The 22,653-nt window shown below is 63.8% G+C and carries 18 protein-coding genes; 6 read left to right on the forward strand and 12 right to left on the reverse strand.

Annotation, left to right across the window (positions count from 1 at the left end):
* Positions 1 to 7: 7 nt before the first annotated feature.
* From ROV93_RS05405 to ROV93_RS05420, 4 genes are all read right to left on the reverse strand, one after another.
* A complete protein-coding gene (locus ROV93_RS05405; protein ID WP_005413421.1) occupies positions 8 to 1,276 on the reverse strand; it encodes a copper-binding protein CopB in 1,269 nt (422 codons plus the stop codon).
* A complete protein-coding gene (locus ROV93_RS05410) occupies positions 1,273 to 3,141 on the reverse strand; it encodes a copper resistance system multicopper oxidase (RefSeq protein WP_164158672.1) in 1,869 nt (622 codons plus the stop codon). Before ROV93_RS05410 ends, ROV93_RS05405 begins: the two co-directional genes overlap by 4 nt.
* Positions 3,142 to 3,254: 113 nt before the next feature.
* Complete coding sequence (gene copL / locus ROV93_RS05415) at positions 3,255 to 3,674, reverse strand: transcriptional regulator CopL (protein WP_012480218.1); 420 nt, start codon at positions 3,672 to 3,674, stop codon at positions 3,255 to 3,257.
* Between the two features lie 174 nt (positions 3,675 to 3,848).
* Positions 3,849 to 4,199 carry a helix-turn-helix transcriptional regulator gene (locus tag ROV93_RS05420; protein WP_043033515.1) on the reverse strand — a complete coding sequence of 117 codons (351 nt, stop codon included), beginning with the start codon at positions 4,197 to 4,199 and terminating at the stop codon, positions 3,849 to 3,851.
* A 142-nt stretch (positions 4,200 to 4,341) separates the two neighbouring features.
* On the opposite strand from ROV93_RS05420, the gene ROV93_RS05425 reads away from it, so the two are divergent.
* Positions 4,342 to 5,100, forward strand: coding sequence for a hypothetical protein (locus tag ROV93_RS05425; RefSeq protein ID WP_223224790.1), 759 nt, complete (start codon positions 4,342 to 4,344; stop codon positions 5,098 to 5,100).
* Positions 5,101 to 5,120: 20 nt separating this feature from the next.
* Here the strand turns inward: ROV93_RS05425 and ROV93_RS05430 are convergent, their stop codons facing one another.
* Positions 5,121 to 6,173: a DNA-binding protein gene (locus ROV93_RS05430; RefSeq protein ID WP_021201903.1), complete on the reverse strand. Its 1,053-nt coding sequence runs from the start codon at positions 6,171 to 6,173 to the stop codon at positions 5,121 to 5,123.
* A gap of 274 nt (positions 6,174 to 6,447) precedes the next feature.
* Here ROV93_RS05430 and ROV93_RS05435 point away from each other — a divergent pair, with 274 nt between their 5' ends.
* Together ROV93_RS05435 and ROV93_RS05440 are read left to right on the forward strand one after the other, a co-directional pair.
* Positions 6,448 to 8,028 (forward strand): AAA family ATPase, encoded by a 1,581-nt coding sequence (locus ROV93_RS05435; RefSeq protein ID WP_312538696.1) that lies wholly within the window; start codon positions 6,448 to 6,450, stop codon positions 8,026 to 8,028.
* A complete protein-coding gene (locus ROV93_RS05440) occupies positions 8,006 to 9,103 on the forward strand; it encodes a UvrD-helicase domain-containing protein (RefSeq protein WP_043033512.1) in 1,098 nt (365 codons plus the stop codon). Before ROV93_RS05435 ends, ROV93_RS05440 begins: the two co-directional genes overlap by 23 nt.
* Before the next feature lie 15 nt (positions 9,104 to 9,118).
* On the opposite strand, the gene ROV93_RS05445 is transcribed toward ROV93_RS05440, so the two are convergent.
* The 7 genes from ROV93_RS05445 to ROV93_RS05475 are packed head-to-tail and all read right to left on the reverse strand — an operon-like array spanning position 9,119 to position 17,824.
* The gene (locus tag ROV93_RS05445; protein ID WP_019184735.1) at positions 9,119 to 9,394 is read right to left on the reverse strand and encodes a hypothetical protein; all 276 of its coding nucleotides are present in this window, start codon (positions 9,392 to 9,394) and stop codon (positions 9,119 to 9,121) included.
* Entirely contained in the window at positions 9,391 to 12,582 is a 3,192-nt protein-coding gene (locus ROV93_RS05450; RefSeq protein WP_180890372.1) for a CusA/CzcA family heavy metal efflux RND transporter, read from the reverse strand. The genes ROV93_RS05445 and ROV93_RS05450 overlap by 4 nt, the downstream gene beginning before the upstream one ends.
* Before the next feature lie 8 nt (positions 12,583 to 12,590).
* Positions 12,591 to 13,541 carry an efflux RND transporter periplasmic adaptor subunit gene (locus tag ROV93_RS05455; protein WP_021201906.1) on the reverse strand — a complete coding sequence of 317 codons (951 nt, stop codon included), beginning with the start codon at positions 13,539 to 13,541 and terminating at the stop codon, positions 12,591 to 12,593.
* On the reverse strand, positions 13,538 to 14,815 hold the full coding sequence (locus tag ROV93_RS05460) for a TolC family protein (protein WP_043033510.1): 1,278 nt from the start codon (positions 14,813 to 14,815) through the stop codon (positions 13,538 to 13,540). Before ROV93_RS05460 ends, ROV93_RS05455 begins: the two co-directional genes overlap by 4 nt.
* Positions 14,816 to 14,870: 55 nt before the next feature.
* A complete protein-coding gene (locus tag ROV93_RS05465) occupies positions 14,871 to 15,227 on the reverse strand; it encodes a hypothetical protein (protein ID WP_012480228.1) in 357 nt (118 codons plus the stop codon).
* Positions 15,224 to 15,841, reverse strand: a complete 618-nt coding sequence (locus tag ROV93_RS05470) for a cation transporter (protein WP_005413376.1) — start codon at positions 15,839 to 15,841, stop codon at positions 15,224 to 15,226. The genes ROV93_RS05465 and ROV93_RS05470 overlap by 4 nt, the downstream gene beginning before the upstream one ends.
* A 24-nt stretch (positions 15,842 to 15,865) precedes the next feature.
* Positions 15,866 to 17,824, reverse strand: a complete 1,959-nt coding sequence (locus ROV93_RS05475; protein ID WP_043033508.1) for a cytochrome c/FTR1 family iron permease — start codon at positions 17,822 to 17,824, stop codon at positions 15,866 to 15,868.
* Between the two features lie 90 nt (positions 17,825 to 17,914).
* On the opposite strand from ROV93_RS05475, the gene ROV93_RS05480 reads away from it, so the two are divergent.
* The 3 genes from ROV93_RS05480 to ROV93_RS05490 are packed head-to-tail and all read left to right on the forward strand — an operon-like array spanning position 17,915 to position 22,614.
* On the forward strand, positions 17,915 to 18,328 hold the full coding sequence (locus tag ROV93_RS05480) for a helix-turn-helix domain-containing protein (protein ID WP_012480230.1): 414 nt from the start codon (positions 17,915 to 17,917) through the stop codon (positions 18,326 to 18,328).
* Positions 18,325 to 19,596 carry a site-specific integrase gene (locus ROV93_RS05485; protein WP_005413373.1) on the forward strand — a complete coding sequence of 424 codons (1,272 nt, stop codon included), beginning with the start codon at positions 18,325 to 18,327 and terminating at the stop codon, positions 19,594 to 19,596. The genes ROV93_RS05480 and ROV93_RS05485 overlap by 4 nt, the downstream gene beginning before the upstream one ends.
* Positions 19,597 to 19,620: 24 nt before the next feature.
* Positions 19,621 to 22,614, forward strand: coding sequence for a Tn3 family transposase (locus ROV93_RS05490; RefSeq protein ID WP_043033507.1), 2,994 nt, complete (start codon positions 19,621 to 19,623; stop codon positions 22,612 to 22,614).
* The last annotated feature ends 39 nt before the right edge of the window (positions 22,615 to 22,653 follow it).

Raw genomic sequence — 22,653 nt, forward strand, 5'->3', positions numbered from 1 at the left:
GTTCCCCTTAGAACCAGGTACGAAGGCCGATGACCAAGCGCGTGTCTTCAAAGGACTCGCCATGCTCGCGTCGCATGTCTGCGGTATTGCCAAACGCGCGCTCGTACACCACGCCGATGTAGGGAGCGAACTTTCGGGTGAACTCATAGCGAAGTCGTAGCCCCGCCTCAGCGGCACTCAGACCCGAACCTATCCCGCGCAATGGATCGTTCTTGCCATAGGCGGTGACTTCCACCAGCGGCTGCAAGATCAGCCGGTTGGTTAGCAGCAATTCGTACTCGGCCTCGACATTGGCGGCAGTCTGGCCCCCTTCGCCGAGATAGGCTGTGGCGGACACTTCGAACTTCATCGGCGCCAAGCCCTGTACACCGATAGCGGCGAAGTTCTGCGATGCCCCAGGCTTGAAGTCATGACGCACACCGGCCACCACATCCCACCACGTGGAGATACTGCGGCCGTAAAGCACTTCCAGATCAGCCGACTCGGTCTGACCATCCGTGCGTTCGCCTTCACTGCGGAGCCAGACGCGATTGAGGTCCGTACCGATCCAGCCCTGGCCCTCCCAGCCCAGCCCGGTGCCCGGATCGGCATCCCAGGTTTCCAGGCGATTGAGCAGCACGTAGCTCTTGATCGAGTTGTCATGCACCGGATGCGCGTGTTCCGGCGCGATGGCCGCCTTGCGATCCGCGTCCGTCACCGCGGGAATCGGGGTGCGCGGCTGCGTTGGCGCTGCAGGCCCGTGTCCCATCTGACTGTGGTCCATGCCCTCCATCGATTGCATTCCCGCTTCTGGTGTAGCGGGCGCGGGCGAATCATGGCCCATCTGCGAATGGTCCATCCCCTGCATCGCAGGCGTGGCCGTGCCGGAGGTGTCGGCTGCAGCGGGCTGTGCCATCTGACTGTGATCCATGCCCTGCATCGACTGCGCCTGCGCTGTGGGCGCCGCAGGTGTGCTCGCGGGCGAGCCGTGCCCCATCTGCGAATGGTCCATGCCCTGCATGGCAGGCTCGGCTGCGTTAGCCTGCGGCTCGGCGTGGCCCATCGCCGCATGATCGATCGTCGCTTCGCTCGTCTTGGCCGGTGTTGCAGGCTTTTGGGCTGGCGCAGGTTTTGATGTCGGTGCCTGATGTGCAGAGTGATCCTGAGTCTGGGTCTGCGCGCCCTGCTCCATCTGCATGGAGCCGTGCTGCATAGATTGGGCGCTGGCCGCATTGGCCAGGGCCAGCGAGATAGCCGTCAGCGCAGTCAGGGTGGTATCGCGTCTATTGATGTTCATTCGTCGACCCTCACCGTGCGCATCATTCCGGCTTCCATGTGATAAAGCAGGTGGCAATGGAACGCCCAGCTGCCCAACGCATCGGCACGCACGCGATACGTGCGTCGGCTACCTGGCGGCATATCCACCGTGTGCTTGCGCACCATGAAGTTGCCGTTGTCGTCCTCCACGTCACTCCACATGCCGTGCAAATGGATGGGATGGGTCATCATCGTGTCGTTAACCAATACGATGCGCATACGCTCGCCGTAGTTCAGCCGCAGCGGCTCGACATTGGAAAACTTCTGACCGTTGAAGCCCCAGGAGAATTTCTCCATGTGTCCGGTCAGATGCAGCTCGATCTCGCGACCGGGGTCGCGTCCGTCAGGGTCTTCAAAGGTGCTCTTGAGCATGGAATACGTCAGCACATGACGGCCGTTATCGCGCAGGCCATTGCCCGGATCATCCAAGCGCGAACTCACGCTCATGGCTTGGTTGTCCAACAGGGGATTGTTGGTCTCGCTAGCAGGGTGTGATTGCATGCCCCCGTGCTGCATGCCTGCCATGGCACCATCGCCGGCGGCGGGCATCGCATGGCCTGCATGGGCCGAGGTCGCGTTACCGCTGACAGGTGGGGTCATGCCAGGCATGCCCATGGCCGCACCACAGCCGCCTTCCATGCCCTTGCTGCCGCCAGACATATCCATCGACCCATGATCCATGCCCATGTCTGCCATCGTCAGCAGCGGCCGGGGATCCACAGACGGAACGGGCGCGCGTAATCCTTCGCGCACAGCGAGCGTGCCGCTGATGTAGCCGGTGCGACCGGAGTCTTGGGCAAAGATGGTGAATGCGTCCTGCCCGGAGGGCTCCACGATCACATCGAAGGTTTCTGCTACCGCGATGCGGAACTCGTCGACGGAAACCGGATGGACATACAAGCCATCTGCCGCCACCACGGTCATCTTCAGCCCCGGAATACGCACATCGAAGTACGTCATGGCAGAGCCATTGATGAAACGCAGGCGCACCTTCTCGCCACTGCGGAACAAACCGGTCCAGTTGCCCAGTGAGGTCGTGCCGTTCATCAGGTAGGTGTAGGTGTTGGCGTTGACGTCGGACAGGTCCGTGGGCGTCATCCGCATCACGCCCCACATCTTGCGATCTTCCAACGTGGCCGACAGGCCGTTGCGCTTCACATCGCGCGCAAAATCGCCGACCGTGCGCTTGTAGTAATTGTCATGGCCCGGCATCTTCTTCAAACGATCGAACAGGGCCGTCGGGTCCAGGTCTGTCCAATCGCTCAGCATCACGACGTAGTCGCGATCGAAACTGAAGGGCTCCGGCTCCAATGGGTCGATGACGATCGGGCCATAGAGCCCGGCTTGTTCCTGGAACCCTGAGTGGCTGTGGTACCAGTAGGTTCCGCCCTGATGCAGGGTGAACCGGTAGTGGTAGGTCTCACCACGTCCGATACCGTCAAAGCTCAGACCCGGCACGCCGTCCATGTTGGCCGGCAAAATGATGCCGTGCCAATGGATGGAGGTGTCCGCGCCATGGATGGAGTTAGCGGGCAATGCATTAGAGACGCGCAAGTTGACCGTGGTGCCTTCCCGCCACCGCAGCAACGGCGCCGGAACGGACCCGTTGACCGTGATCGCGGTGCGGGTCTTGCCGGTGAAGTTCATCGGCGTCTCGCCAATGGTCAGGTCAAACTCAGTGCCCGATAGTACGTTGGGTTGTCCCGGCCCCTTGAGCGCCCAACTGGCTTTGGGCCAGAAACCTAATCCTGCGACTGCGCCTCCCAAGGCCAAGCCTTGGACAAATCGCCGCCGCGAAGGCAGCAGCGGTCCACCGCGTGGACCACGAAAATCATCATGCGACATGAAAATGCTCCAAGCGTCGTGTTGCCACCGGCGGGCGGTGGTACAGAGCGGGCGGCTGGCCTAAACAGGCATGCAAGCCACACCAACGGCGCCATTGCGGCGCCTAGGGACGCTTAGCCGATCGGTGGTCGGATCAGATGAGGCAAGGCAGGTGCCGCATGCCCTAGGGGCAGCGGCATGACATCCAGGCCCAAGGCCAGTTGCACCGAAACATGCAGGCGCGCAGGAAGTGCGCTCGCGCAAGCGTGTACGCAGGCGCACCGGCACGCAGAAGACTTGCAACAGTCGGGACCGGCATGGTCGCCATGCCCAGTGCCAGCCTTTTCAATCGATGTGGCATCGGGATGATGCTCAGCACTGTGATGGGCGAAGCAGTCTTCGTCGACTTGCACCGCGGCAGCCACTTCGCTGGCCTGCTCTTCCATGACCGGGTTCATACTGACGGACGCAAACGCCGACCACGCGCCGTTAAGCACGAGCATGGCGATCAGGAACAGTCGCAGTAGAAGTGAGGAGGCTGACACGGGCGACATGGTATATCACTTTAGACAAGGCGCGTGTGTATCGGTCGTGAACAAAATCTCAAGTAAGCCTGAGATGTCGCGACTTGTCAGTCGCACTAGCCGCGGACACTGCAGCTCCCTCCAGAAGCGCCCAAAGGGCGGGTTGAGGCGAAGAGTTGCCCATAGGGCGAGCGCTTGTTCGGTTTACTTCTCGGGCGTGGCCTCGATCAGCTTCACCAACTCGCGCTTCTGCTGCTTGCTTAGCGAGCCCCAGCGCAGGAGCAACTTGGCCAGCAGATCATCGTCGGTGTAAAGGAAGGCGGCGGGGATCCCCAACGCTTGGGCCAACCGCTCAGCAATCTCCAGCATGGGCTCGTGCTTGCCACGCTCGTACTGGTTGATTCGGGGGCTGGCCACGTGAGGATCCAGACCGGCCCGGATGCCCAACTCCTTCTGCGACAAACCCGTGTGCAGGCGGGCTTGTTTGAGGCGTCGAGCGAAGGTCGGTGTTGAGTCGACGGACAAAGTCACGCGCGCACCCCATGGAGACCCCATAAGGATGGCGGATGTACCCAGCCTTGCATACTAAGATATTCTTAGCTTTGAGGCAACCGGCGACACCGGTAGCGCCCCCCCCCCCCCCCCCCCCCCCCCCCCCCCCCAGGAGCCACGCCGCTCCCTCATCCCCGGAAACCGCATGCCCGGAACCTCGTCAATGACGCCATCTGGGGTCGCCAGCATCGAGGAGTTGGGCCTTCGTGGCACCCTTTTCCTAGCCGCACTGTTAGCCGCGCAGCTACGACGCCTACCGGTGGCGCCCACACGCCGCTCCACCTTGCTGGTGCTGGACACGCTGCGAGACTTGGCCTTGATCCAAGTTCCCTGGCCAGCGGATCGATGGCAGATCCGCCCCGATGCCGAGGTCACGCCCATCGAAGATCTGCAATGGGCTTTCGCCTGGTCTACCCACGAGCGCAGGCACCTGCTCCCGGTGCTGGAAGACCAACTCGGCGATATGGCACACGATGTAGACTTGGCGGACGCGAAACTGGAGCTGTGGGATGAACTTGCACTCTGGGAGACCGAGCAGTTTCTGGAGCAGCAATTGCTCAAACATCACTTCGACCCAGGCTGGGCACGTGATGTGGGGTTCGTCTTTCAATCCGGACCGCGGGGCTTGCCGATCGCGCGGTGGCGTTACTGCTGCTGGGCGGCGGTACGCCAAGGTGCCTCGGTGGCGATGCGTCTTGGCGTGCACGACAGCGCCCATGTGCGGGAAGCCATCTTTCAGGAGGTCCAGAAGCGCCTGCGCTACCTGATGACCAGTTCGCCCGAGCAAGGCATGTTCAAGCCCTATCATTTGGCACCGGAGTCCTCAGTAGCCAAACTGTTTGTAGATTGGGTCGTCCCTATGGAATGGGCGTACTGGACAGGTGAGCGCCACCCCAGCCGCTAGCAGACAAACGAGCAGCCTCGTCAGTCGGCTCCCCCATCTTGCGCATGGCCGCGCCGAGTTTTCTTCACCGCATTTTGTGCTGGCGTCAGTTGATTCAGTAGAGGCTCTAGCGCTTCAAGACGTGCATTGGCACGCAACGCATCGGCTTCAGCGCTCTCGCGGCGCTCACGCTCCCGCGCAAGGGTGTCTTGAACTTGAGCTAGCTCGTTGCGCATGGTATCCAAGGTCTTGGCGTCAGTCTTCCAGCGCTCCTGCAGTGCCAAATAGTCCGTCGCGGTCTGGCGCAACGCCACGACCTCGCTGTGTTGGCCTTCGTGGGCCTGTCGTAGCTGGGCAAGCTCACGCTCAATCCGCCCGTGGCGCTCCAGCCATTGACCATTGTCGCGGTTCAGCACCAACAGCTCCTGATTCTTCGCGCCCAAGGCTTCATTGGCCTGACGTAAGGCTACTTGCAGCTCTTGGACCTGATGCTCGTGACGGCGAAGCTCTTGCTCACGCTGCTCTTTGGTTGAAGTGCGGTAGTGCTCAAGCGCTTCCCGGGCATGGGCATGCTTGTCCTCCAGAGAACGCGTATGCGCCTCATGATCAGCCAGCCGCACCGTCATGCCAGCGATGCGCTCGTTCAACTGGGCGATTTCCGCGATCCTGTCACCTAGATTCTGTTGAAGGAGGGCGTGAGCAGCTTGCTCTTGGTGCAGGCTTGCTTCGGTGCGCTGCAGCCGACTGCTCAAGGCGGCAGCCTCCTCTTGGGCACCGGAAAGCGCCTGTTGCCGACTGTGGAGCTCAGCCTGATGGCGCTCACGCTCCTGGGTGAGGATGGCCTCTGCTTCCTCCTGGAGCCGCGAGGCCAAGCGCGCAACCAAGTCCTGCAAAGCATCACTAACGGCTACCGTCCTCGCCGGACCGCCGCCTTCCTCTCCTTCCAGTTCACGCAAGTAGCGGTGGATCGTGGTCTTGGAGCCCGTGTTGCCCAAGGCCACTCGCACCGCGTCGACTGACGGCTTCTTGCGTTGGGCCAGCAGCGCGTCGCGCGCCTTCTGGACGTCACTCTTATAGAGTCCTGCGCGCGCCATCGTGCCACCTCACTTTATTTCGTAATGTATTACATACCATGTAATTACATACTATTAAAGCAGGTAGACGACCGCTCGTCGGCGAAAATAGTTATACGGGATAATATTGAATTATCCCGCGTAAGGCGGATTCTGACCCTTCCCGGCGTCCCAAGCAGTACGAAACCGCCCAGGGCCGGCGATCGCTGGGTAGTATGGCCCAGAGCGGAAAGGAGGCCAGCCAGGGTGCAGGCAGGCTCCGCCACCGAGCCCGTTGGCCATCATAGGACTGTGCATGCCGATCGAACGTATCGTCATCGACAACTTCAAGTCGTTTCGCCATCTGGACCTGCCCCTCAATGCCCACATGAACCTGGTGGTGGGCGACAACGAGGTCGGTAAATCCACCCTGCTGGAGGCCATCCACGCGGTGGTCACCGGCCAGCTGCATGGGCGCAATCTTGCCTACGAGCTCACGCCCTACCTGTTCCACCAGCCCACGGTGCAGGAGTACTTGGGAGCGCTTGCCACGGGCACGCCGGCCTCGCCGCCACGGATCTCCATCGAAGCCTATCTGGGCGCCGACGCCGCGCTGGCGTCGTTACGCGGCACCAACAACTCCCTGCGTCTGGATACCGCCGGCATCCGGCTGCTGGTCGAGCTCAACGACGACTACCGCGAGGAGTTCAACGCCTACCTGCAGCAGCACCAGGGCGCGGTCAGCCTGCCGGTGGAGTACTACACGGTGCGCTGGTACTCCTTCGCCAACAATGGCGTCACCGCCCGTAGTATTCCGTTCGACTCGACCATCATCGACACGCACGGCATCAAGACCTTGTCCGGTGCCGATCGCTATATCGCCGGCATCATCGAGCAGGCACTGACGCCTGCGCAGCGCGTCTCGCTGTCGCTGAGCTTCCGCCGCATGCGGCAGAGCTTTTCCGAAGAAGCGGATGTGGCAGCGATCAATGCCTACTTGACCGAGCACACCGGGGACATCAGCCACAGGGCATTGACGGTAGGCGTGGACACATCGCCGCGCTCAACGTGGGAAACCAGCCTGTCACCCTACCTGGATGAGCTCCCGTTCACCCAGGCCGGCAAGGGCGAGCAAAGCGCGGTGAAGATGAAGCTGGCGATGCACGCGGCCGGCGCGGCTCACGTGCTGCTGATCGAGGAGCCGGAGAACCATCTGTCCTATTCCAGCATGACCCAGCTGATCGACAAGATTGCGGCCCTCTCCACCGCCCAGCAGGTGATCATCGCCACCCACAGCAGCTTCGTGTTGAACAAGCTGGGCGTGGACAACGTGATCCTGTTCAGCGCGCAAGGCCAGATGAAGCTGGACCAGCTGCCCAGCGATACCCACGACTATTTCATGAAGCTGCCGGGCCACGACACGCTGCGGTTGATCCTGGCCAAGCAGGCGATCCTGGTGGAAGGCCCTTCCGACGAACTGATCGTGCAGCGTGCCTACAGTGACCATCACGGCGTGGCGCCGATGGCTCACGGCGTAGACATCATTTCAGTCAAGTCGTTGGCATTCAAACGCTTCTTGCAGATTGCCGATCGACTGAGGATTCAGGCCAAGGTGATCACCGACAACGACGGTGATATCGCAGTTGTGCAAGAGCGCTATGCCGAGCACATCAACGCGATCTATTACGATTCCGACGAGAGCGCCCCTTCGCTGGAAGAGCCGCTGATCAAAGCCAACTCGCTGGCCGAACTCAATACCGTGCTGGGCAAGGCCTTTGCCGATGAGGTGGCGCTGCTCAAGTACATGAAGGGCCATAAGACCGATACGGCCTTGGCGATTTTCAATAGCCCGCACTCGATCAGGTTCCCGGACTATGTCCAGCGTGCCATCACCTAACCGGGTCCTGCTCTCGGCAGCCGGCTCGGGCAAGACCACGTTGCTGGTCCGGCAGGCCTTGGAACGACCTGAGCGCCGCATCGCGATTGTCACCTACACGCTGGAAAACCTGGAAGAGATCCGGCGCTCGTTTGAGGCCCACGCAGGCGCGGTCCCCGCGCATGTCACCTTGCACAGCTGGTATGGCTTTCTGCTGCGCCAGTGCATTCGCCCGTACCAGGCTGCGCTTTGCCCTGAGCCTCGCATCGAGACCATCCTGTTCGTAGAAGGTGTCACCAACAACCGCGCCCCACGCACCCAGGTGGCGCGCCACTACCTGGCGGGCAACCGGATGTATTCGGACCGAGCGGCCGATTTCGCTGTGCGCTGCGATGAGCTGACCCAAGGCCAGGTCGTGGCGCGATTGGCGGCGATGTACGACGAGCTCTACATCGACGAAGTCCAGGATCTGGCCGGCTTTGATCTGGATCTGGTCGAACGGCTGTTGAAGAGCGAGATTGCCATCACGTTGGTAGGCGATACGCGCCAAGCCACGTATGCGACCAACTATGCGCAAAGGTACAGCCAATACCGTGGTCCGAATCTGGCAGCGCTGTTTCAGATTTGGGAGGCCGACGGCTTATGCCGGCTGGATCACCGCCTCACCAGTCTGCGCTGCGTCCAGGCCCTGTGCGATATGGCTGACACGCTCTATCCGCAGATGCCGCGGACCCAATCAGGCAATGGCGAGGTCACCGGACACGATGGCATCTACCTCGTCGCTCCAGGGGATGTGGCCGCGTACATGCAGGAGTTCGCCCCCACCGTGCTCCGGCATGACCGGCGGCAGGCGTGCGACGGACTGCCGGCGGTGAACTTTGGGCAGTGCAAGGGCCGCACCTACAGTCGGGTCCTCATCTTTCCGAACGGGCCGTTGACGCAGTACCTGCGCACGGCCGATGCAGCGCGTATCACCGCGCCGCCGAAATACTACGTGGCCTTCACCCGGGCGCGGCAAAGCGTGGCCTTTGTGTATGCCGGCGCGTGCGCGTTGCCGGGTCATCAGCTCTATGCGCCTGCCAGCGCAGACGCATAGAGCCAGGGGCTGCGATCACATCTTCTTTAACGGCGCCGCGGTGGGCGGCGGCGGTACCGGGCCCGGGTCGTTGAAACACAGCATGATCTGATCGATGCCGAATTGATCGGCCAGGACCTGGGCAATCACAGCATGCACCAGGTCCAGGTCGACCGAGGGCGCCGCGACCGTGATGGTGGCCGCGATCGCACGGCCATGCTCACCGGCGACCAGGCGCAGGTCGTCCACCGCTTTCACGCCCGGGTCGGTAAACATCGCCGCACGGACCTGTTCCAGGTTGAGCTCGTTCATGGGGACTCCAAAGCAGTGCTACCGGCGCGGGGAGCTCGGTCGCGATGCAGCCAACGATAGAGCACCGGCAGCACCAACAAGGTCAATGCGGTGGATGAGACGATGCCGCCGATGACGACAGTGGCCAGCGGCCGCTGCACTTCCGAGCCAGCACCGACATTCAAGGCCATGGGTAGGAAGCCCAGCGAGGCTACCAGGGCGGTCATCAACACCGGTCGCAGGCGTCCAAGGGCGCCGTCGCGCACAGCGTCGTCTAGCGGATCGCCCTGTTCGCGCAGACGGCGGATGAAGGCGATCATGACCAGCCCGTTGAGTACGGCCACGCCCGACAGCGCGATGAAGCCCACGCCGGCAGAGATCGACAACGGAATCCCGCGCAGAGCCAGTGCCAGCACACCGCCGGTCAGCGCCAGCGGCACGCCACTGAACACAATGGCCGCATCCTTGGCCGAGCCGAAGGCCATGAATAGCAGAGCGAAGATCAACGCCAGTGTCACCGGAACGACCACGCCCAGGCGTTGGGTGGCCGAGATCAGCTGCTCGAAGGTGCCGCCGTAATCGATCCAGTAGCCCTCTGGAAGCGCGACATCCTGGCCGATGCGTGTGCGCAACTCGCCGACGAACCCGCCCAGATCGCGCTCGCGCACGTTGGCGGTGATCACCACGCGGCGCTTGCCGTTCTCGCGGTTGATCTGATTGGGCCCGCGCTCTACCTGGATCTTCGCCACTTCCCGCAGCGGCACCGTGCGAGGCCCCCCATTGGCGCCGGCGGCCAGACGGCTGGACTCATCGACACTGGTGCTTGCCGGCAGCGGAATGGGCAGATCTGCCAGCACAGCGGGGTCTTGGCGCTGCGCTTCGGGCAGGCGCACGACCAGGTCGAAGCGGCGGTCGCCCTCGATCAACTGGCCGGCAACACTGCCCCCAATGGCGGTGGCCATCGTTTCCTGCACATCGCCCGGGTTCAGGCCATACCGTGCCAATGCCGCCGGATCTGGCGTGATGGTCAGCAGCGGCAGGCCGGAGACCTGCTCGGCCTTGACGTCTTCGGCGCCGGGGACGCTACGCATGACCCGCTCGACCCGGCTGGCCAGGCGCGTCAACTGGTCAAGGTTGTCGCCGTAGACCTTGACCGCCACGTCCGAACGGACGCCGGAGATCAACTCGTTGGTGCGCATCTGGATGGGCTGGGTGAACTCGTAGTTGCTGCCCGGGATTTCCTTGGCCGCCGCCTCCAGCTCTTCCACCAGCTCGGCCTTGGGCTTGCGCGGGTCGGGCCACTGGTCGCGGGGCTTGAGCATCAGGAAGGTGTCGGCCATCGACGGCGGCATAGGATCGGTGGCCACCTCGGCGGTGCCGATCTTTGAGAAGATGTTGGCCACCTCCGGGAACTGGGCCAGGCGCTTCTCCAGCGTTTCCTGCATGGCCACCGACTGCTCCAAGCTGGTGCCGGGAATACGCATGGGCTGCAAGGTGATGTCGCCCTCATCCAGGCTCGGCACGAACTCCGAACCCAAGCGGGTGGCCAGCACGCCACAGCCCACCACCAGCACGGCCGCGCCGGCCAGCACCACCACGCGCCGACGCAGGGCCCAATCCAGCAGCGGCGTATAACGGGCACGCGACCAGCGCATCAGGCGGTTGTCGTGCTCAGCCACACGGCCGCGCAGGAAGCTGGCGATCGCCGCCGGCACGAAGGTCAGCGACAACACCATGGCGCCGGTCAGGGCCAGCACCACCGTGATCGCCATCGGGTGGAACATTTTTCCTTCTACCCCGGACAGCGAGAAGATCGGCAGGTAGACCGCGGCGATGATGCCCAGGCCAAACAGGCTGGGACGGATCACCTCGGCGGTGGCCGAGGCGGTCAGGTCATAGCGCTCTTCATCGTTGAGCTGGCGGCCTAGCGCGTGCTGCGCCTCGCCGAACCGGCGCAGACAGTTCTCGATGATGATCACCGCCCCGTCCACGATCAGGCCGAAGTCCAGCGCGCCCAGGCTCATCAGGTTGCCCGACACGCCGCCACGCACCATGCCGATGATGGTGAACAGCATCGCCAACGGGATCACCGCCGCGGTGATCAACGAGGCGCGCACATTGCCCAGCAGCAGGAACAGCACCACCACCACCAGCAGCGCGCCCTCGATCAGGTTCTTGGACACCGTGCCGATGGTGCGATCCACCAGCGCGGTGCGGTCATAGACGGCCTTGGCATGGACGCCGGCAGGCAGGCTGGCGTTGGCGGCATCCAGCTTGGCCGCGGCCGCCTGGGAGACTTCCCGGCTGTTGGCGCCGAACAACATGAAGGCGGTACCGACCACGACCTCGTGGCCATTCTGGGTGGCCGCGCCCGTGCGCAGCTCCTTGCCTTCGCCCACGCTAGCGACGTCGCGCACCCGAATGGGCACGCCATCGCGCCGGTCCAGCACGATGTTGCCGATTGCCTCCAGATTGGCTAGCTGGCCCGGCACGCGCACCAGGAACTGCTGTCCGTTGCGCTCGATGTAGCCGGCGCCGATGTTCTGGTTGTTGCGCATGACCGCGGCGACCACGTCGTTCAACGTGAAGCCCAGCGCCACCAACTGAGCTGGATCGGGAGTGATGTGGATCTGCCGCTCGAAGCCGCCGATGGTGTTGACCTCGGTGACGCCGGGCGTGGTGCGCAGCTGCGGCCGGATCACCCAGTCCTGCAGGGTGCGCAGGTCCGTGGCCGTGTACGGGGTGCCGTCGGGCTTGCGAGCGTTGGGCTCGGCCTCCACGGTGTACATGAAGATCTCGCCCAACCCGGTGGAGATCGGCCCCATTTCCGGGTCCAACCCTTCGGGAAGCTGGGAGGCGATCTGCTGCAGGCGCTCGGCGACCTGCTGGCGGGCAAAGTACAGGTCGGTGCCGTCCTTGAAGACGACGGTGACCTGCGAAAGCCCGTAGCGCGACAGCGAGCGGCTGTAGTCCAGCTTGGGCAGACCGGCCATGGCCGTTTCGATGGCAAAGGTGACCCGTTGTTCGGCCTCCAGCGGCGAGTAACCCGGGGCCTGGGTGTTGATCTGGACCTGGACGTTGGTGATGTCGGGTGTGGCGTCAATGGAAAGGTGACGGTAGCTCCACACGCCCAGCGCAACCAGCGCAGCGGTGAGCACTAGCGTCAGCCAGCGATGGCGGATGGACAGCCCAATGAGGCGTTCGAGCATGGCGGGCCTCATTCTTCTTCCACGGTGGACTTTTCGATGTCGGCCTTGATCAGGAAGCTTTGGGCCACCACCACCTGTTCACCGGCCTTGAGGCCTTCCAGCACTTCGGCGCGTTCGGCGTCGCGGCGCCCCAGCTTCACCGGCCGGGTGTGGTAGGTTTCGCCCTGCTGCACGTAGACCACGTCCTGGTCTTCTGCGGTCTGCAGCGCCGTGATCGGCACCACCAACGCTGCCGATTGGCGATCCACGGTGACCCGCGCCTTGACCGCCGACCCCGGCCGCCACAGGCCATCGGTGTTGGCCACCGTGCCGCGCGCAATGGTGCTTTGGCTGGCGGTGGCGGTGCCGGGCAGGACGCGCTCCAAGGTGGTCTGTGCGGTGACGCCATCGCTCAAGCGGGTAACCGTCACCGGCACGCCAGCACCGATGTGCTGGGCGTCGGCGCCGAAGATGTGCAGGTCCACCCACAGCGTGGACAGGTCGGCGACCTCAAACAGCGGCGCGCCCTCAGCGGCGGCCATGCCTACGGCGGCCGTGCGCGCCATGACCACGCCACTGATCGGCGCGGTGACGGTATAGGTGGTCAGGCTCAGGTTGCTCTCTACCGTGGCCAGTGCCTGGCCGGCCCGTACCTGATCACCCACGCCCGCACGCACGGAGCGGACCGGTCCGGGGAAGCGTGCCGTGACCTGCGCGATGCGACCGTCAATCGGGGTCAACAGCCCTTGCACCTCATGCTCGTCAGCAATCTCACCGGGGCCTGCCGGTGCGACCTGGATACCCGCTGCCTGCGCAGCTTTGGCGGCAATCTTGGTTTCCAGCGGCGCTTCCTCGTGCTCGCCGTGCTCTTCGCCCTCAGCGGCGGCGCCGCCTTCGGACGCTTCGTTGGGGGCCGACGCGTTGCAGGCGGCCAGCATCATCAGGGCCATGCCCAGTGCGGTCCAAGAAAAGCGATTCATGGGGTCTCTCCGGTGGAAGCAGCCGCCGGCGGCGCGACAAGCGCTTGGCCGGTCAGGCGTTGAATTTCGATCAGGGCGCGCTGCGCATCGAGCGCCACGTCCAGCTGCTGCTGGGCCATGGCCGTGCGTTCGGACTGCAGCTGTGCCCATTCCAGGTAGCTGATCGCGCCGGCGCGATAGGCGCGCTCGGCGGCCTTCTCAGCCCGGGCCAACTTCGGCAGCACCTCGCCTTGCAGCCGTGCCACCTCGGCCTGCGCCACGGTGTAGCGACCATGGGCTTCGACCAGCGTGGAATACAGCGACAGGCCCTTGGCCTCGCGCTCGATCGTCAGAACCTCCAGCTCGGCTTCGCCGGCGCGGATCTCCGGCTGCGCGCGGCTGCGGCTGCCCAGTGGCATGGACAGGCTGGCCACCAGCGCGGTGTCGTCAGTCTCCTGCAGGCGGCGCACGCCCAGCTGCCACGACAAGTCCGGCGAGGCCGCCGAACGCGCCAGCTGCAGTCGTGCCTGCGCGATCCGGCGGGCATCGGCAAACTGCGCCAACTCGGGAGTGCGCTCCAATTCCTCGGCCAGCGACTGCATGGACGCGATCGCCGGCAGGGTCATGGGATCCGCCGCGGCCACCTCGAAGCTCGGAGCACGTTCGCCCCAGAGGGCAGCAAGGTGCTGCCGGGCGGCAATGCGCTGCTGCTCGGCCCGATCACGGGTCAACTCTGCTCTCGCCAGTGCTGCTTGTGCGGTGAGCATCACCGATTCGGGAGACGCGCCAGCCTGCAGGCGCTGCCGGGCAGCGGCGACGGTCCGCTGGCGCTGGCCGACATCCATGTTCGTCAGGCTGCGTTGCCGGTCGGCACCGACAACGGCCAAATAGCGCTGCGCCGTCTCGGCGAGCAGGTCCAGCCGCCTGGTCTCGCGCTGCACGGCCAGTGCATCAATCCGGCTTTGGGCCAAGGTGCGGCGGGCGTCGAGCTTGCCGCCGCGCTCCAGGACCGAGCTCAGGCTCAAGGTCAACTCCGCGCTGTCCAGGCCACGGGCCGCGCCCGTGCCCAGCGCATTTTCAACCTCCGCCCCCAACGTCCACGGTGGCCGCTGCACGGCCTGGTCGCGCTCGGCAGCGAGCACCGTGGCTCGCGCATCGACCAGGCGCAGCTCGGGGTGGGTTTGGGCCACGCGTGCAAACGCGTCGTCCAAGGTCATCAGCTCTTCTGCTGTCGCCGGCGTTGCCGCCGCGCTCAACAGTAGCCACGCGGCCAGGGCCGCCAATCGCACATGCATGAAGTACTCCAGAATTTTCGATAGCCAACAGGGATCCGGCGCACGCCGGCGCGCATCACCCTGCGATCGGCGGCCGGAACGGCGCGAGCAGGTGCTCATGCCGATATCTGTCCGCATGGGCTGTCGCCGACGGCCAATGCCGGCCGATATGAGCAATGGCCAACACTATTTCTGGAGCCGGCGCGGCCTGGCTACAGCACAGCACCAGCTGCTGTAGCCGGTGCAGCGCGGCGTCTACGCCACGCTCGGAAGCTGGTGATGCCACTGCCGGGTCATGGTCGGCCGCGGCCAGATGGGTTTGAGCATGGAGCTCGCCAACCACTGCCAGCACCGGCTGCGTCACAAGGCCCACGGCCAAGTGCGCCAGCAGCAGCCAGCGCAGGCCACAGCTCAGCCGGCCAAGCGCTGTCATGCAGGCGTTTTGCGCGCGTCGGCACGCGCCCGGCGAGCATCACCCAAGATCTCGAAAGCCTCCTTGATCACATACAGGCCGATCAGGGCGCCGATCACGAAATCCGGGTAGGGGCTGGCCAGCCACCACACCAACAGGCCGGCCAGAATCACCCCAACGTTGGCCACCACATCGGCGCGGGTAAACAGCCAGGTCGCTCGCAGATGCACTTCGCCAGACTTCAAGGGGGCGAGCATACGGAGCACCTTCAGGTTCACGGCCAGCGAGACCAGAGCGGTACCGATCATCCAACCGCTGACCGGCTCGGCGCCGTACATCACCCGGCGGCCGACTTCGACCAGCACGCCTACGCCCAGCACCAGCAGCACGCTGCCACTGACCCACGCGGCGTTGGCCTTGAAGCGCGCCGTGCGCCCGATAGCGACCAGGCCAATGGCATAGGCGGTGGCGTCAGACAGCATGTCCAGCGCGTCAGCCAGCAGCCCGGTGGAATGGGCAATCCAGCCGGCAATGCCGCCGATCACGGCCATCGCTGCATTCAGGACCAAGGCGATCCAGAGGATGCGTCGCTCCTCCTTGTTCTTGGCTTCGTGGTGGCACCCGCAATCACTCATGTCTTGGTCCTCTGCTGTGTTGTTTCATTGCTTGTTTGCGCCTGGCTGTCTACGCACACCGGAACGGGCATTGGCGAGGAACCCCACGATGGCGGCGGTGCCTACCAATACCTGCGCCAGCAGCGACTGCCAGGTGGGATACAGGCCGATCCACTCGATGCGCGGCAACGCGAGCGGTGTTTGAGAGATCCAGCCCGCTTCCTGCAACGCGGCCACGCCTTTACCGATCAGGATGACCGCCATCACCGCGATGAGAATCGAGCTGATCGAAAAGAACCGGCCAATCGGCAGCCGCCTGCTCATGCGCAGCATCCAGTACGCCACCGCAGCCAACACCGCGATTCCCGCCGCCAGGCCTGCGAGGATGGCGGTGGACGCCTGATCGCTCCACATCGCGATGTAGAACAAGATCGTCTCAAACACCTCGCGGTACACCGCGACAAAGGCCAGCATGAACAGGAAAACAGCCGAGCGCCGTGTCAGCGCAGTCGTCAGCTTGGCGTGCAGGTACTCCTGCCACCGCCCTGCAAGGCTCTTTTGGTGCATCCAGATGCCTACGCTGAGCAGGACAGCGGCAGCGAACAAGGCCGAGACGCCCTCAGTGACTTCCCGGTTCGCACCGCTGATATCAACAAAGTAAGTGGCCACCGCCCAGGTAGCTGCGCCTGCCAACAACGCGCAGATCCAACCCGCATGCACATACGGCAACACATCAGACCGCTCGGCTTTACGCAAGAACGCCACGATACCAATCACGATCAGCAGCGCTTCCAGTCCTTCGCGTACCAAGATGGTAAAGCTGCCTAGAAACGCGGTGCTGGCGCCTATTCGGGTGTCCTGCAGCGCCACGTCCGCGCGATCAAACAGCTGGGCAATTTGCGCTGCCTGCCCGGCAACGTCAGCCGCGGGCGCATGCTGATCCAGCTGCGCGCGGTAGCCTGCCATGGCCGTCTCGATCTCTCGCAGCAATGACGGATTGCGCGTGGCCAGCGTGGGTTCAAGCGGCTCTACACCATCCAGATAGGACGAGAGCGCAAGCTTTTTGGCTTGAGCCAGGTCCTCATCAGCGTAAGCGCGCTGGCTGGCGGCCAGTCGCTGCCGCGCCACCGCAAAGCGATCGGCTCCTGGTACCGCTTCGTTTACTACCTGTGGCTGCGAACGCAGGTAGGCGATGATCGCGTTTGCCTGATCGGCGGGCATCGTGGTGGCAAGATCGGCCTCTCGCGTGCGTGTCAGCGCTTCGAGCGAGGGAATGTGCGTATGGGCCTCGGCACTGGTGCGCCATAACGCCTCACCTTGAGCCTTGGCTTGCGAGGAGTACCCCAAGCTGCCCACATAGAATGCCAACGCCCAGCGATCACTTTCTGACAGCCCAGAGAAGCTGACCATGCCGGTACCCGGCACACCCTGGGAAATGACCTCGTACAACGACAGCGGCGTTCGCTGCGCGGCGCGAGTGGCATCGGTGAACGCGATCGGCGGCGGACTTAACGCTTGCGCGGCGGGGCCATCACCGTGACCTGTGGGGCCGTGACAGGCCGCGCACTGCTGGCTGTAGATGGACGCGGCCTGGGAGGTCTTCGGCGCGCTCGCCGGAACAGCGCCGATCGGGTAGCGGGCCAACAGCGTCGTGCCGAGCCCGCGCGCCAACGTTGCCACTTGCGCCGGGTCGGCCTTCTCTGCCACCGCCTGGACCAGGCGGTCGGCCTGGGCCGTCAGCTCCTGCTGGTTCTGGCCACTGGGCAATGCTGCCAGCTGACTGCGCACGGCGCCGGCAAACTCGCTCATTTCGGCGTATTCGTTGGGGGCAATTACGCGACCGGCCTGGACCGCGCCGGGGTAGTCGACCGCGATGTAATCGAGCATCTGCCAGGTTTGGCGCAGGTCTGCTGCGGCAGGCTCCGCCTGAGCAGAAGCGGGCAGAACCCAGCCGATCAGCAAGGCAATCAGGCAGTAGCGAATCAAGGCGATGGGCAGTGGCATGGTCGTCACATGCAGCGCCGCGGCCGGAGTGGCGGCGGATACGGGTTCAGCGTAAAGTCCGTAGCTACTACGGAGTCAAGCGTACTACGAATGAAAATCAGTGAGGCTGCCGACGCCAGCGGATGCCACTTGGAGACGATTCGCTATTACGAGCGGATCGGGTTGCTGCCGCGCCCGGGGCGCACGGGCAACGGCTACCGGGTCTATGGCCCGGCCGACATCGAGCGGCTGCGCTTCATTGCGCGTGGCCGGGACCTGGGCTTCAGCCTGGAGGAGGTCCGCAGCCTGCTGCAGCTGGCCGGCGATGAGGAGCTTTCGTGCGGGGACGTGGACCGGTTGGCCCGCAGCCATCTGGCCGACGTGCGCGCCCGCATGGCCGACCTGCAGCGCATGGCCAGCGAGCTGGAACGGGTGATTGCCAGTTGCCATGGCGGGCAGCGGGCGGAATGCACCATCCTGTCGACGCTGCGCCAGACGACCTCGGTGGAGGCCACGCGCCAGTGACCGAACTGGACCGCTACCTCGATGCGGCCACGCGCCAGAACACGGTGCGCAGCTATGCGTCGGCGCTGCGGCACTTCGAGGTTGAATGGCAAGGCCACCTCCCAGCGACACCTGACAGCGTGGCCCGGTACCTGGCCGCTTATGCGCAGACCTTGGCGACCAGCACCCTCCGCCAACGTCTGGCGGCCATCGCCTCTTGGCACCGCGACCACGGCTTTGTCGACCCGACCCGATCGCCGCTGGTGCGCAAGGTGCTCAAAGGCATCCAGACCCTGCACCCGGGCCAGGTCAAGCAAGCCGCGCCGCTCCAGATTCGGCGGCTGGTCGAGCTCGATGACTGGCTGGCCGCGGCGATCGCTGCGGCACATGCCCGGGGCGATGGGCCGGCGGCGCTGCGCCATCAACGAGACCGAGCGCTGGTGCTGCTCGGGTTCTGGCGGGGATTCCGTGGCGATGAACTGCTGCGTCTGGACGTGGCCCATCTCACGCTGGTGCCGGGACAGGGGATGACCTGCTTCTTGCCACGCAGCAAGGGTGATCGCCAAGCAGCCGGCGTCACCTACAAGGTGCCGGCGCTGTCGCGGTTATGTCCGGTGGAGGCGACCCAGGCGTGGCTGCAGGCGGCCGACCTGCAAGAAGGGCCGGTGTTTCGGGCAGTCAACCAATGGGGCCAGGTGAGCGCCGAAGGCCTGCATCCCAACAGCTTGGTGCGCCTGCTGCGCGAGTTGCTGACCAGTGCAGGCTTTGCCGATGCGGGGCTCCACAGCAGCCATTCGTTGCGCCGCGGCTTTGCCAGCTGGGCCAACGACCAAGGCTGGGACATGAAGGCCTTGATGGAGTACGTGGGCTGGCGCGATGTGCAGTCGGCCATGCGTTACCTGGACGGGCGTGACCCGTTTGCCCGGGACCGCATTGAAGCAAGCCTGCCCAGTCCAACCGTGCCGGTACCGGCGATGGCACTGCCGGCGCCGGAGGGCAAATCGGCCCTGCAGCTGCGCCTGCGCATGGTGCTGACCCCGTTTGCCCGCACGGGCCGCGGCGCGGCCAAGGCCCGAGGCCGAATTGAAGAGATCTGCTTGGCCCCGTTCCAGGCTGTGCGCCTGAACACCGCCAGCAGCGAGTACCAGTTGACTGCTCCCACCGATCCCGAAAGGGATCTGGATGAAATCCTGGCCACGTTGCTCGATGACATGCACCGCATGGCCGATACGCACCAGTGCTTCCTGGAAGCGTCGCTCAGTACAGACGACGGCCGGCACTGGGACTGATCCCCCTCACACCCTCCGGATCCAATGGCTACCCTTCACGAGACCGCCTACCCGCGACTGAAGCCTGATCCCACCGCCAAGGAACTGGAGGAGATCTATACCCCGACCGCCGCTGAGATTGCATTCGCCAAGCAGCTGACCACCCAGCCGGGTCCGCAGCTGGCGGTACTGATTCATCTCAAGCTCTTCCAACGCTTGGGCTACTTCACGCTGTTGGCCGACGTACCCGAGCGGATCCGGAAGCACATCGCCAAGGCCGCCCGACTCGGGCGCGTATTGGACACCGACCAGCTCGAACGCTACGACGCTTCCGGCAGCCAGCGCCGGCATATGCCGCAGCTTCGGCAATTCATCGGGGTACGTCCCCTGGATAAATCGGGCTTGGCTTGGCTGGACACAGTGGCCACCGGAGCAGCCCAGACCAAGCACACCATCCCGGACATCGTGAACGTCCTGCTCGAAGAGCTGGTGCACCATCGCTACGAACTGCCCGGTTTCCGCACTCTGGAGCTGGCCGCCATCGGCGCCCGTGAGCGGGTCAATCTGGGCTACTACCGCAGCATCAGCCACGCGCTGACGCCTGCCACGCGCACGCTCATCGACGAACTGCTGCGCGCACCGGAAGGGTCCAGGTTCACCGGCTGGCAATCACTCAAGCGCGAGCCCGGCCGGCCCACCAACAAGGAAGTTCGGTTCTACCTGCAGCACATCCGCATGCTGCAGCAGTTGGCCGACCAGCTGCCTCCCATCGATGTGCCGGTGCCCAAGCTCAAGCAGTTCCGTGCAATGGCTCGGGCCTATGACGCCAGCGAGCTGGCCGAACTGGCTCCGGACAAGCGCTATGCGCTGGCCACCATCTTCATTCGCGCCCAGCATGCCAAGACACTGGATGATGCAGCCGAGTTGTTCATCAAGCAGGTGCGCGGGCTGGAGAACACGGCCCAGCAGAAATTGCTGGCCTACCAGCTCGAACATGCCAAACGGGCCGACTTCCTCATCGGCCAGCTCAAGGAAATCCTGCAGGCCTATCAGCTAGACGGCAGCGATAGTCAGCGCGTGGATGCCATCGACAACAGCCTGGAAGCGGAAGTGTCGACCTTGCTGGCCGAATGCGAAGAACATATGGCCTACGCCGGGAAGAACTACCTGCCTTTCATGCTGCAGCCCTATGGCGCGGTCAGGCCGCTGCTGTTCAATGGGCTGGAGCTGATGAAACTTCGGGCGACCAGCCACGACGCCGGCATGGAGCCGCTGATCGCAGCGGTGCTCTCGCTGCGCAACCAGCGCCGTGAGCTGATCGAGGTCGCCTCCCTCGGTTTGGACCCGGAAAAGGACTTTGACTGGATGTCCAAGCTCTGGTGTCAGCACGTGTTCGGCAAGCGGGCCAGTGCAGCCGGCGCCGGCTGGATGCACCGTAAGTACTTCGAGCTGGCCGTGCTGGTGCAGGTCAAGGACGAACTGAAGTCCGGAGATCTCTTCATTCCCAGCAGCGAACGGTTTGATGACTACCGTGAGCAGCTGGTCGATGAAGCCACCTTGGCCCAGGAACTGGAAGCCTACGGCCAGGTGTCAGGCCTGCCCACCGACGCCGAGTCTTTCGTGGCGGGATTACGTGCACAACTGACCTCCCTGGCCGATGAGGTCGACGCGCGTTTCCCGGAGAACGTACATGCGGACATCCTGGATGGGCGCCTGGTGCTGCGGAAGGGGCAACGCGCCGAAGTCTCCAGCGCGATTACCACGGTGGATCGCCTCATCGCCGAACGGCTTCCAGAATCCAGCATCGTCGATGTCCTGATCGATGCCAGCCAATGGCTGGATCTGCACCGTTTCTTCCGCCCGATCGCCGGCACCGAGAGCCAGGTCGAAGATCTGCCCCGACGTGTGATCACCACGCTATTCTGCTATGGCTGCAACCTGGGGCCGACGCAGACGGCGCGGTCGATCAAGGGCTTCAGCCGGCGCCAAGTCGCTTGGCTCAACCTGAAATACGTGACCGAGGATGTGCTTGAGAAGGCCATCGTGGAGGTCATCAATACCTACAACAGATTCGACCTGCCTGGCTATTGGGGCAGCGGCAAGAGCGCATCAGCTGATGGCACGAAGTGGAGCGTCTACGAGGACAACCTGCTGTCGGAGTATCACATCCGCTACGGCGGCTACGGTGGCATCGGCTACTGCCACGTGTCCGACAAATACGTAGCGCCGTTCAGCCACTTCATTCCCTGTGGCGTGCACGAGGGCATCTACATCCTCGACGGTCTGTTGGCCAACACTTCCGACATCCAGCCTGAGATCGTCCATGGCGACACGCAGGCCCAAAGCTATCCGGTCTTCGGCCTGGCCCACATGCTGGGCATCCAGCTGATGCCCCGGATCCGGAACATCAAGGACCTGACATTCTTTCGGCCCGAACCGGGTAGGGCTTATAAGAACATCCAGGCACTGTTCGGGGACAGCATCGACTGGCAACTGATCGCCACCCATCTCCACGACATGCTGCGGGTGGTGATCTCAATCCGATTGGGCAAGATCACCGCGTCCTCGATCCTGCGCCGGCTGGGCACCTACAGCCGGAAGAACAAGCTGTACTTCGCCTTCCGGGAACTTGGCAAGGCCGTTCGAACGCTGTTCTTGCTGCGCTACATTGATGACAATGAGATCCGCAAAACGATCCATGCTGCCACCAACAAGAGCGAGGAATACAACGGCTTCGTGAAATGGGTGTTCTTTGGCAGCCAGGGGATCATTGCTGAGAACGTCCAACACGAGCAGCGCAAGATCATCAAGTACAGCCAGCTGGTGGCCAACATGATCATCCTCCACAACGTGGAAGGCATGAGCCGGACCTTGGCCGAGATGAGGAAGGAGGGGATTGAACTGACGCCCGAGATCCTGGCCGGCCTGTCGCCTTATCGGACCAGCCACATCAATCGCTTCGGCGACTACCACCTGGATCTTGAAAGGGAAGTGGCGCCGCTGAGCTACACAGCCAAGGTGCTTGAACAGACCCCATAGATGGGGAGAACCTGATCGAGAGACGAGCAATCAACTTTG

The sequence above is a fragment of the Stenotrophomonas maltophilia group sp. msm4 genome (genome assembly GCF_032025605.1).
Taxonomy (GTDB): domain Bacteria; phylum Pseudomonadota; class Gammaproteobacteria; order Xanthomonadales; family Xanthomonadaceae; genus Stenotrophomonas; species Stenotrophomonas sepilia.

What these genes read in the sequence shown, in the direction of transcription:
- ROV93_RS05405 (WP_005413421.1), bottom strand. Translation starts at nt 1,276, where the DNA reads ATGAACATCAATAGACGCGATACCACCCTGACTGCGCTGACGGCTATC.
- ROV93_RS05410 (WP_164158672.1), bottom strand. Translation starts at nt 3,141, where the DNA reads ATGTCGCATGATGATTTTCGTGGTCCACGCGGTGGACCGCTGCTGCCT.
- copL (WP_012480218.1), bottom strand. Translation starts at nt 3,674, where the DNA reads ATGTCGCCCGTGTCAGCCTCCTCACTTCTACTGCGACTGTTCCTGATC.
- ROV93_RS05420 (WP_043033515.1), bottom strand. Translation starts at nt 4,199, where the DNA reads ATGGGGTCTCCATGGGGTGCGCGCGTGACTTTGTCCGTCGACTCAACA.
- ROV93_RS05425 (WP_223224790.1), top strand. Translation starts at nt 4,342, where the DNA reads ATGCCCGGAACCTCGTCAATGACGCCATCTGGGGTCGCCAGCATCGAG.
- ROV93_RS05430 (WP_021201903.1), bottom strand. Translation starts at nt 6,173, where the DNA reads ATGGCGCGCGCAGGACTCTATAAGAGTGACGTCCAGAAGGCGCGCGAC.
- ROV93_RS05435 (WP_312538696.1), top strand. Translation starts at nt 6,448, where the DNA reads ATGCCGATCGAACGTATCGTCATCGACAACTTCAAGTCGTTTCGCCAT.
- ROV93_RS05440 (WP_043033512.1), top strand. Translation starts at nt 8,006, where the DNA reads ATGTCCAGCGTGCCATCACCTAACCGGGTCCTGCTCTCGGCAGCCGGC.
- ROV93_RS05445 (WP_019184735.1), bottom strand. Translation starts at nt 9,394, where the DNA reads ATGAACGAGCTCAACCTGGAACAGGTCCGTGCGGCGATGTTTACCGAC.
- ROV93_RS05450 (WP_180890372.1), bottom strand. Translation starts at nt 12,582, where the DNA reads ATGCTCGAACGCCTCATTGGGCTGTCCATCCGCCATCGCTGGCTGACG.
- ROV93_RS05455 (WP_021201906.1), bottom strand. Translation starts at nt 13,541, where the DNA reads ATGAATCGCTTTTCTTGGACCGCACTGGGCATGGCCCTGATGATGCTG.
- ROV93_RS05460 (WP_043033510.1), bottom strand. Translation starts at nt 14,815, where the DNA reads ATGCATGTGCGATTGGCGGCCCTGGCCGCGTGGCTACTGTTGAGCGCG.
- ROV93_RS05465 (WP_012480228.1), bottom strand. Translation starts at nt 15,227, where the DNA reads ATGACAGCGCTTGGCCGGCTGAGCTGTGGCCTGCGCTGGCTGCTGCTG.
- ROV93_RS05470 (WP_005413376.1), bottom strand. Translation starts at nt 15,841, where the DNA reads ATGAGTGATTGCGGGTGCCACCACGAAGCCAAGAACAAGGAGGAGCGA.
- ROV93_RS05475 (WP_043033508.1), bottom strand. Translation starts at nt 17,824, where the DNA reads ATGCCACTGCCCATCGCCTTGATTCGCTACTGCCTGATTGCCTTGCTG.
- ROV93_RS05480 (WP_012480230.1), top strand. Translation starts at nt 17,915, where the DNA reads ATGAAAATCAGTGAGGCTGCCGACGCCAGCGGATGCCACTTGGAGACG.
- ROV93_RS05490 (WP_043033507.1), top strand. Translation starts at nt 19,621, where the DNA reads ATGGCTACCCTTCACGAGACCGCCTACCCGCGACTGAAGCCTGATCCC.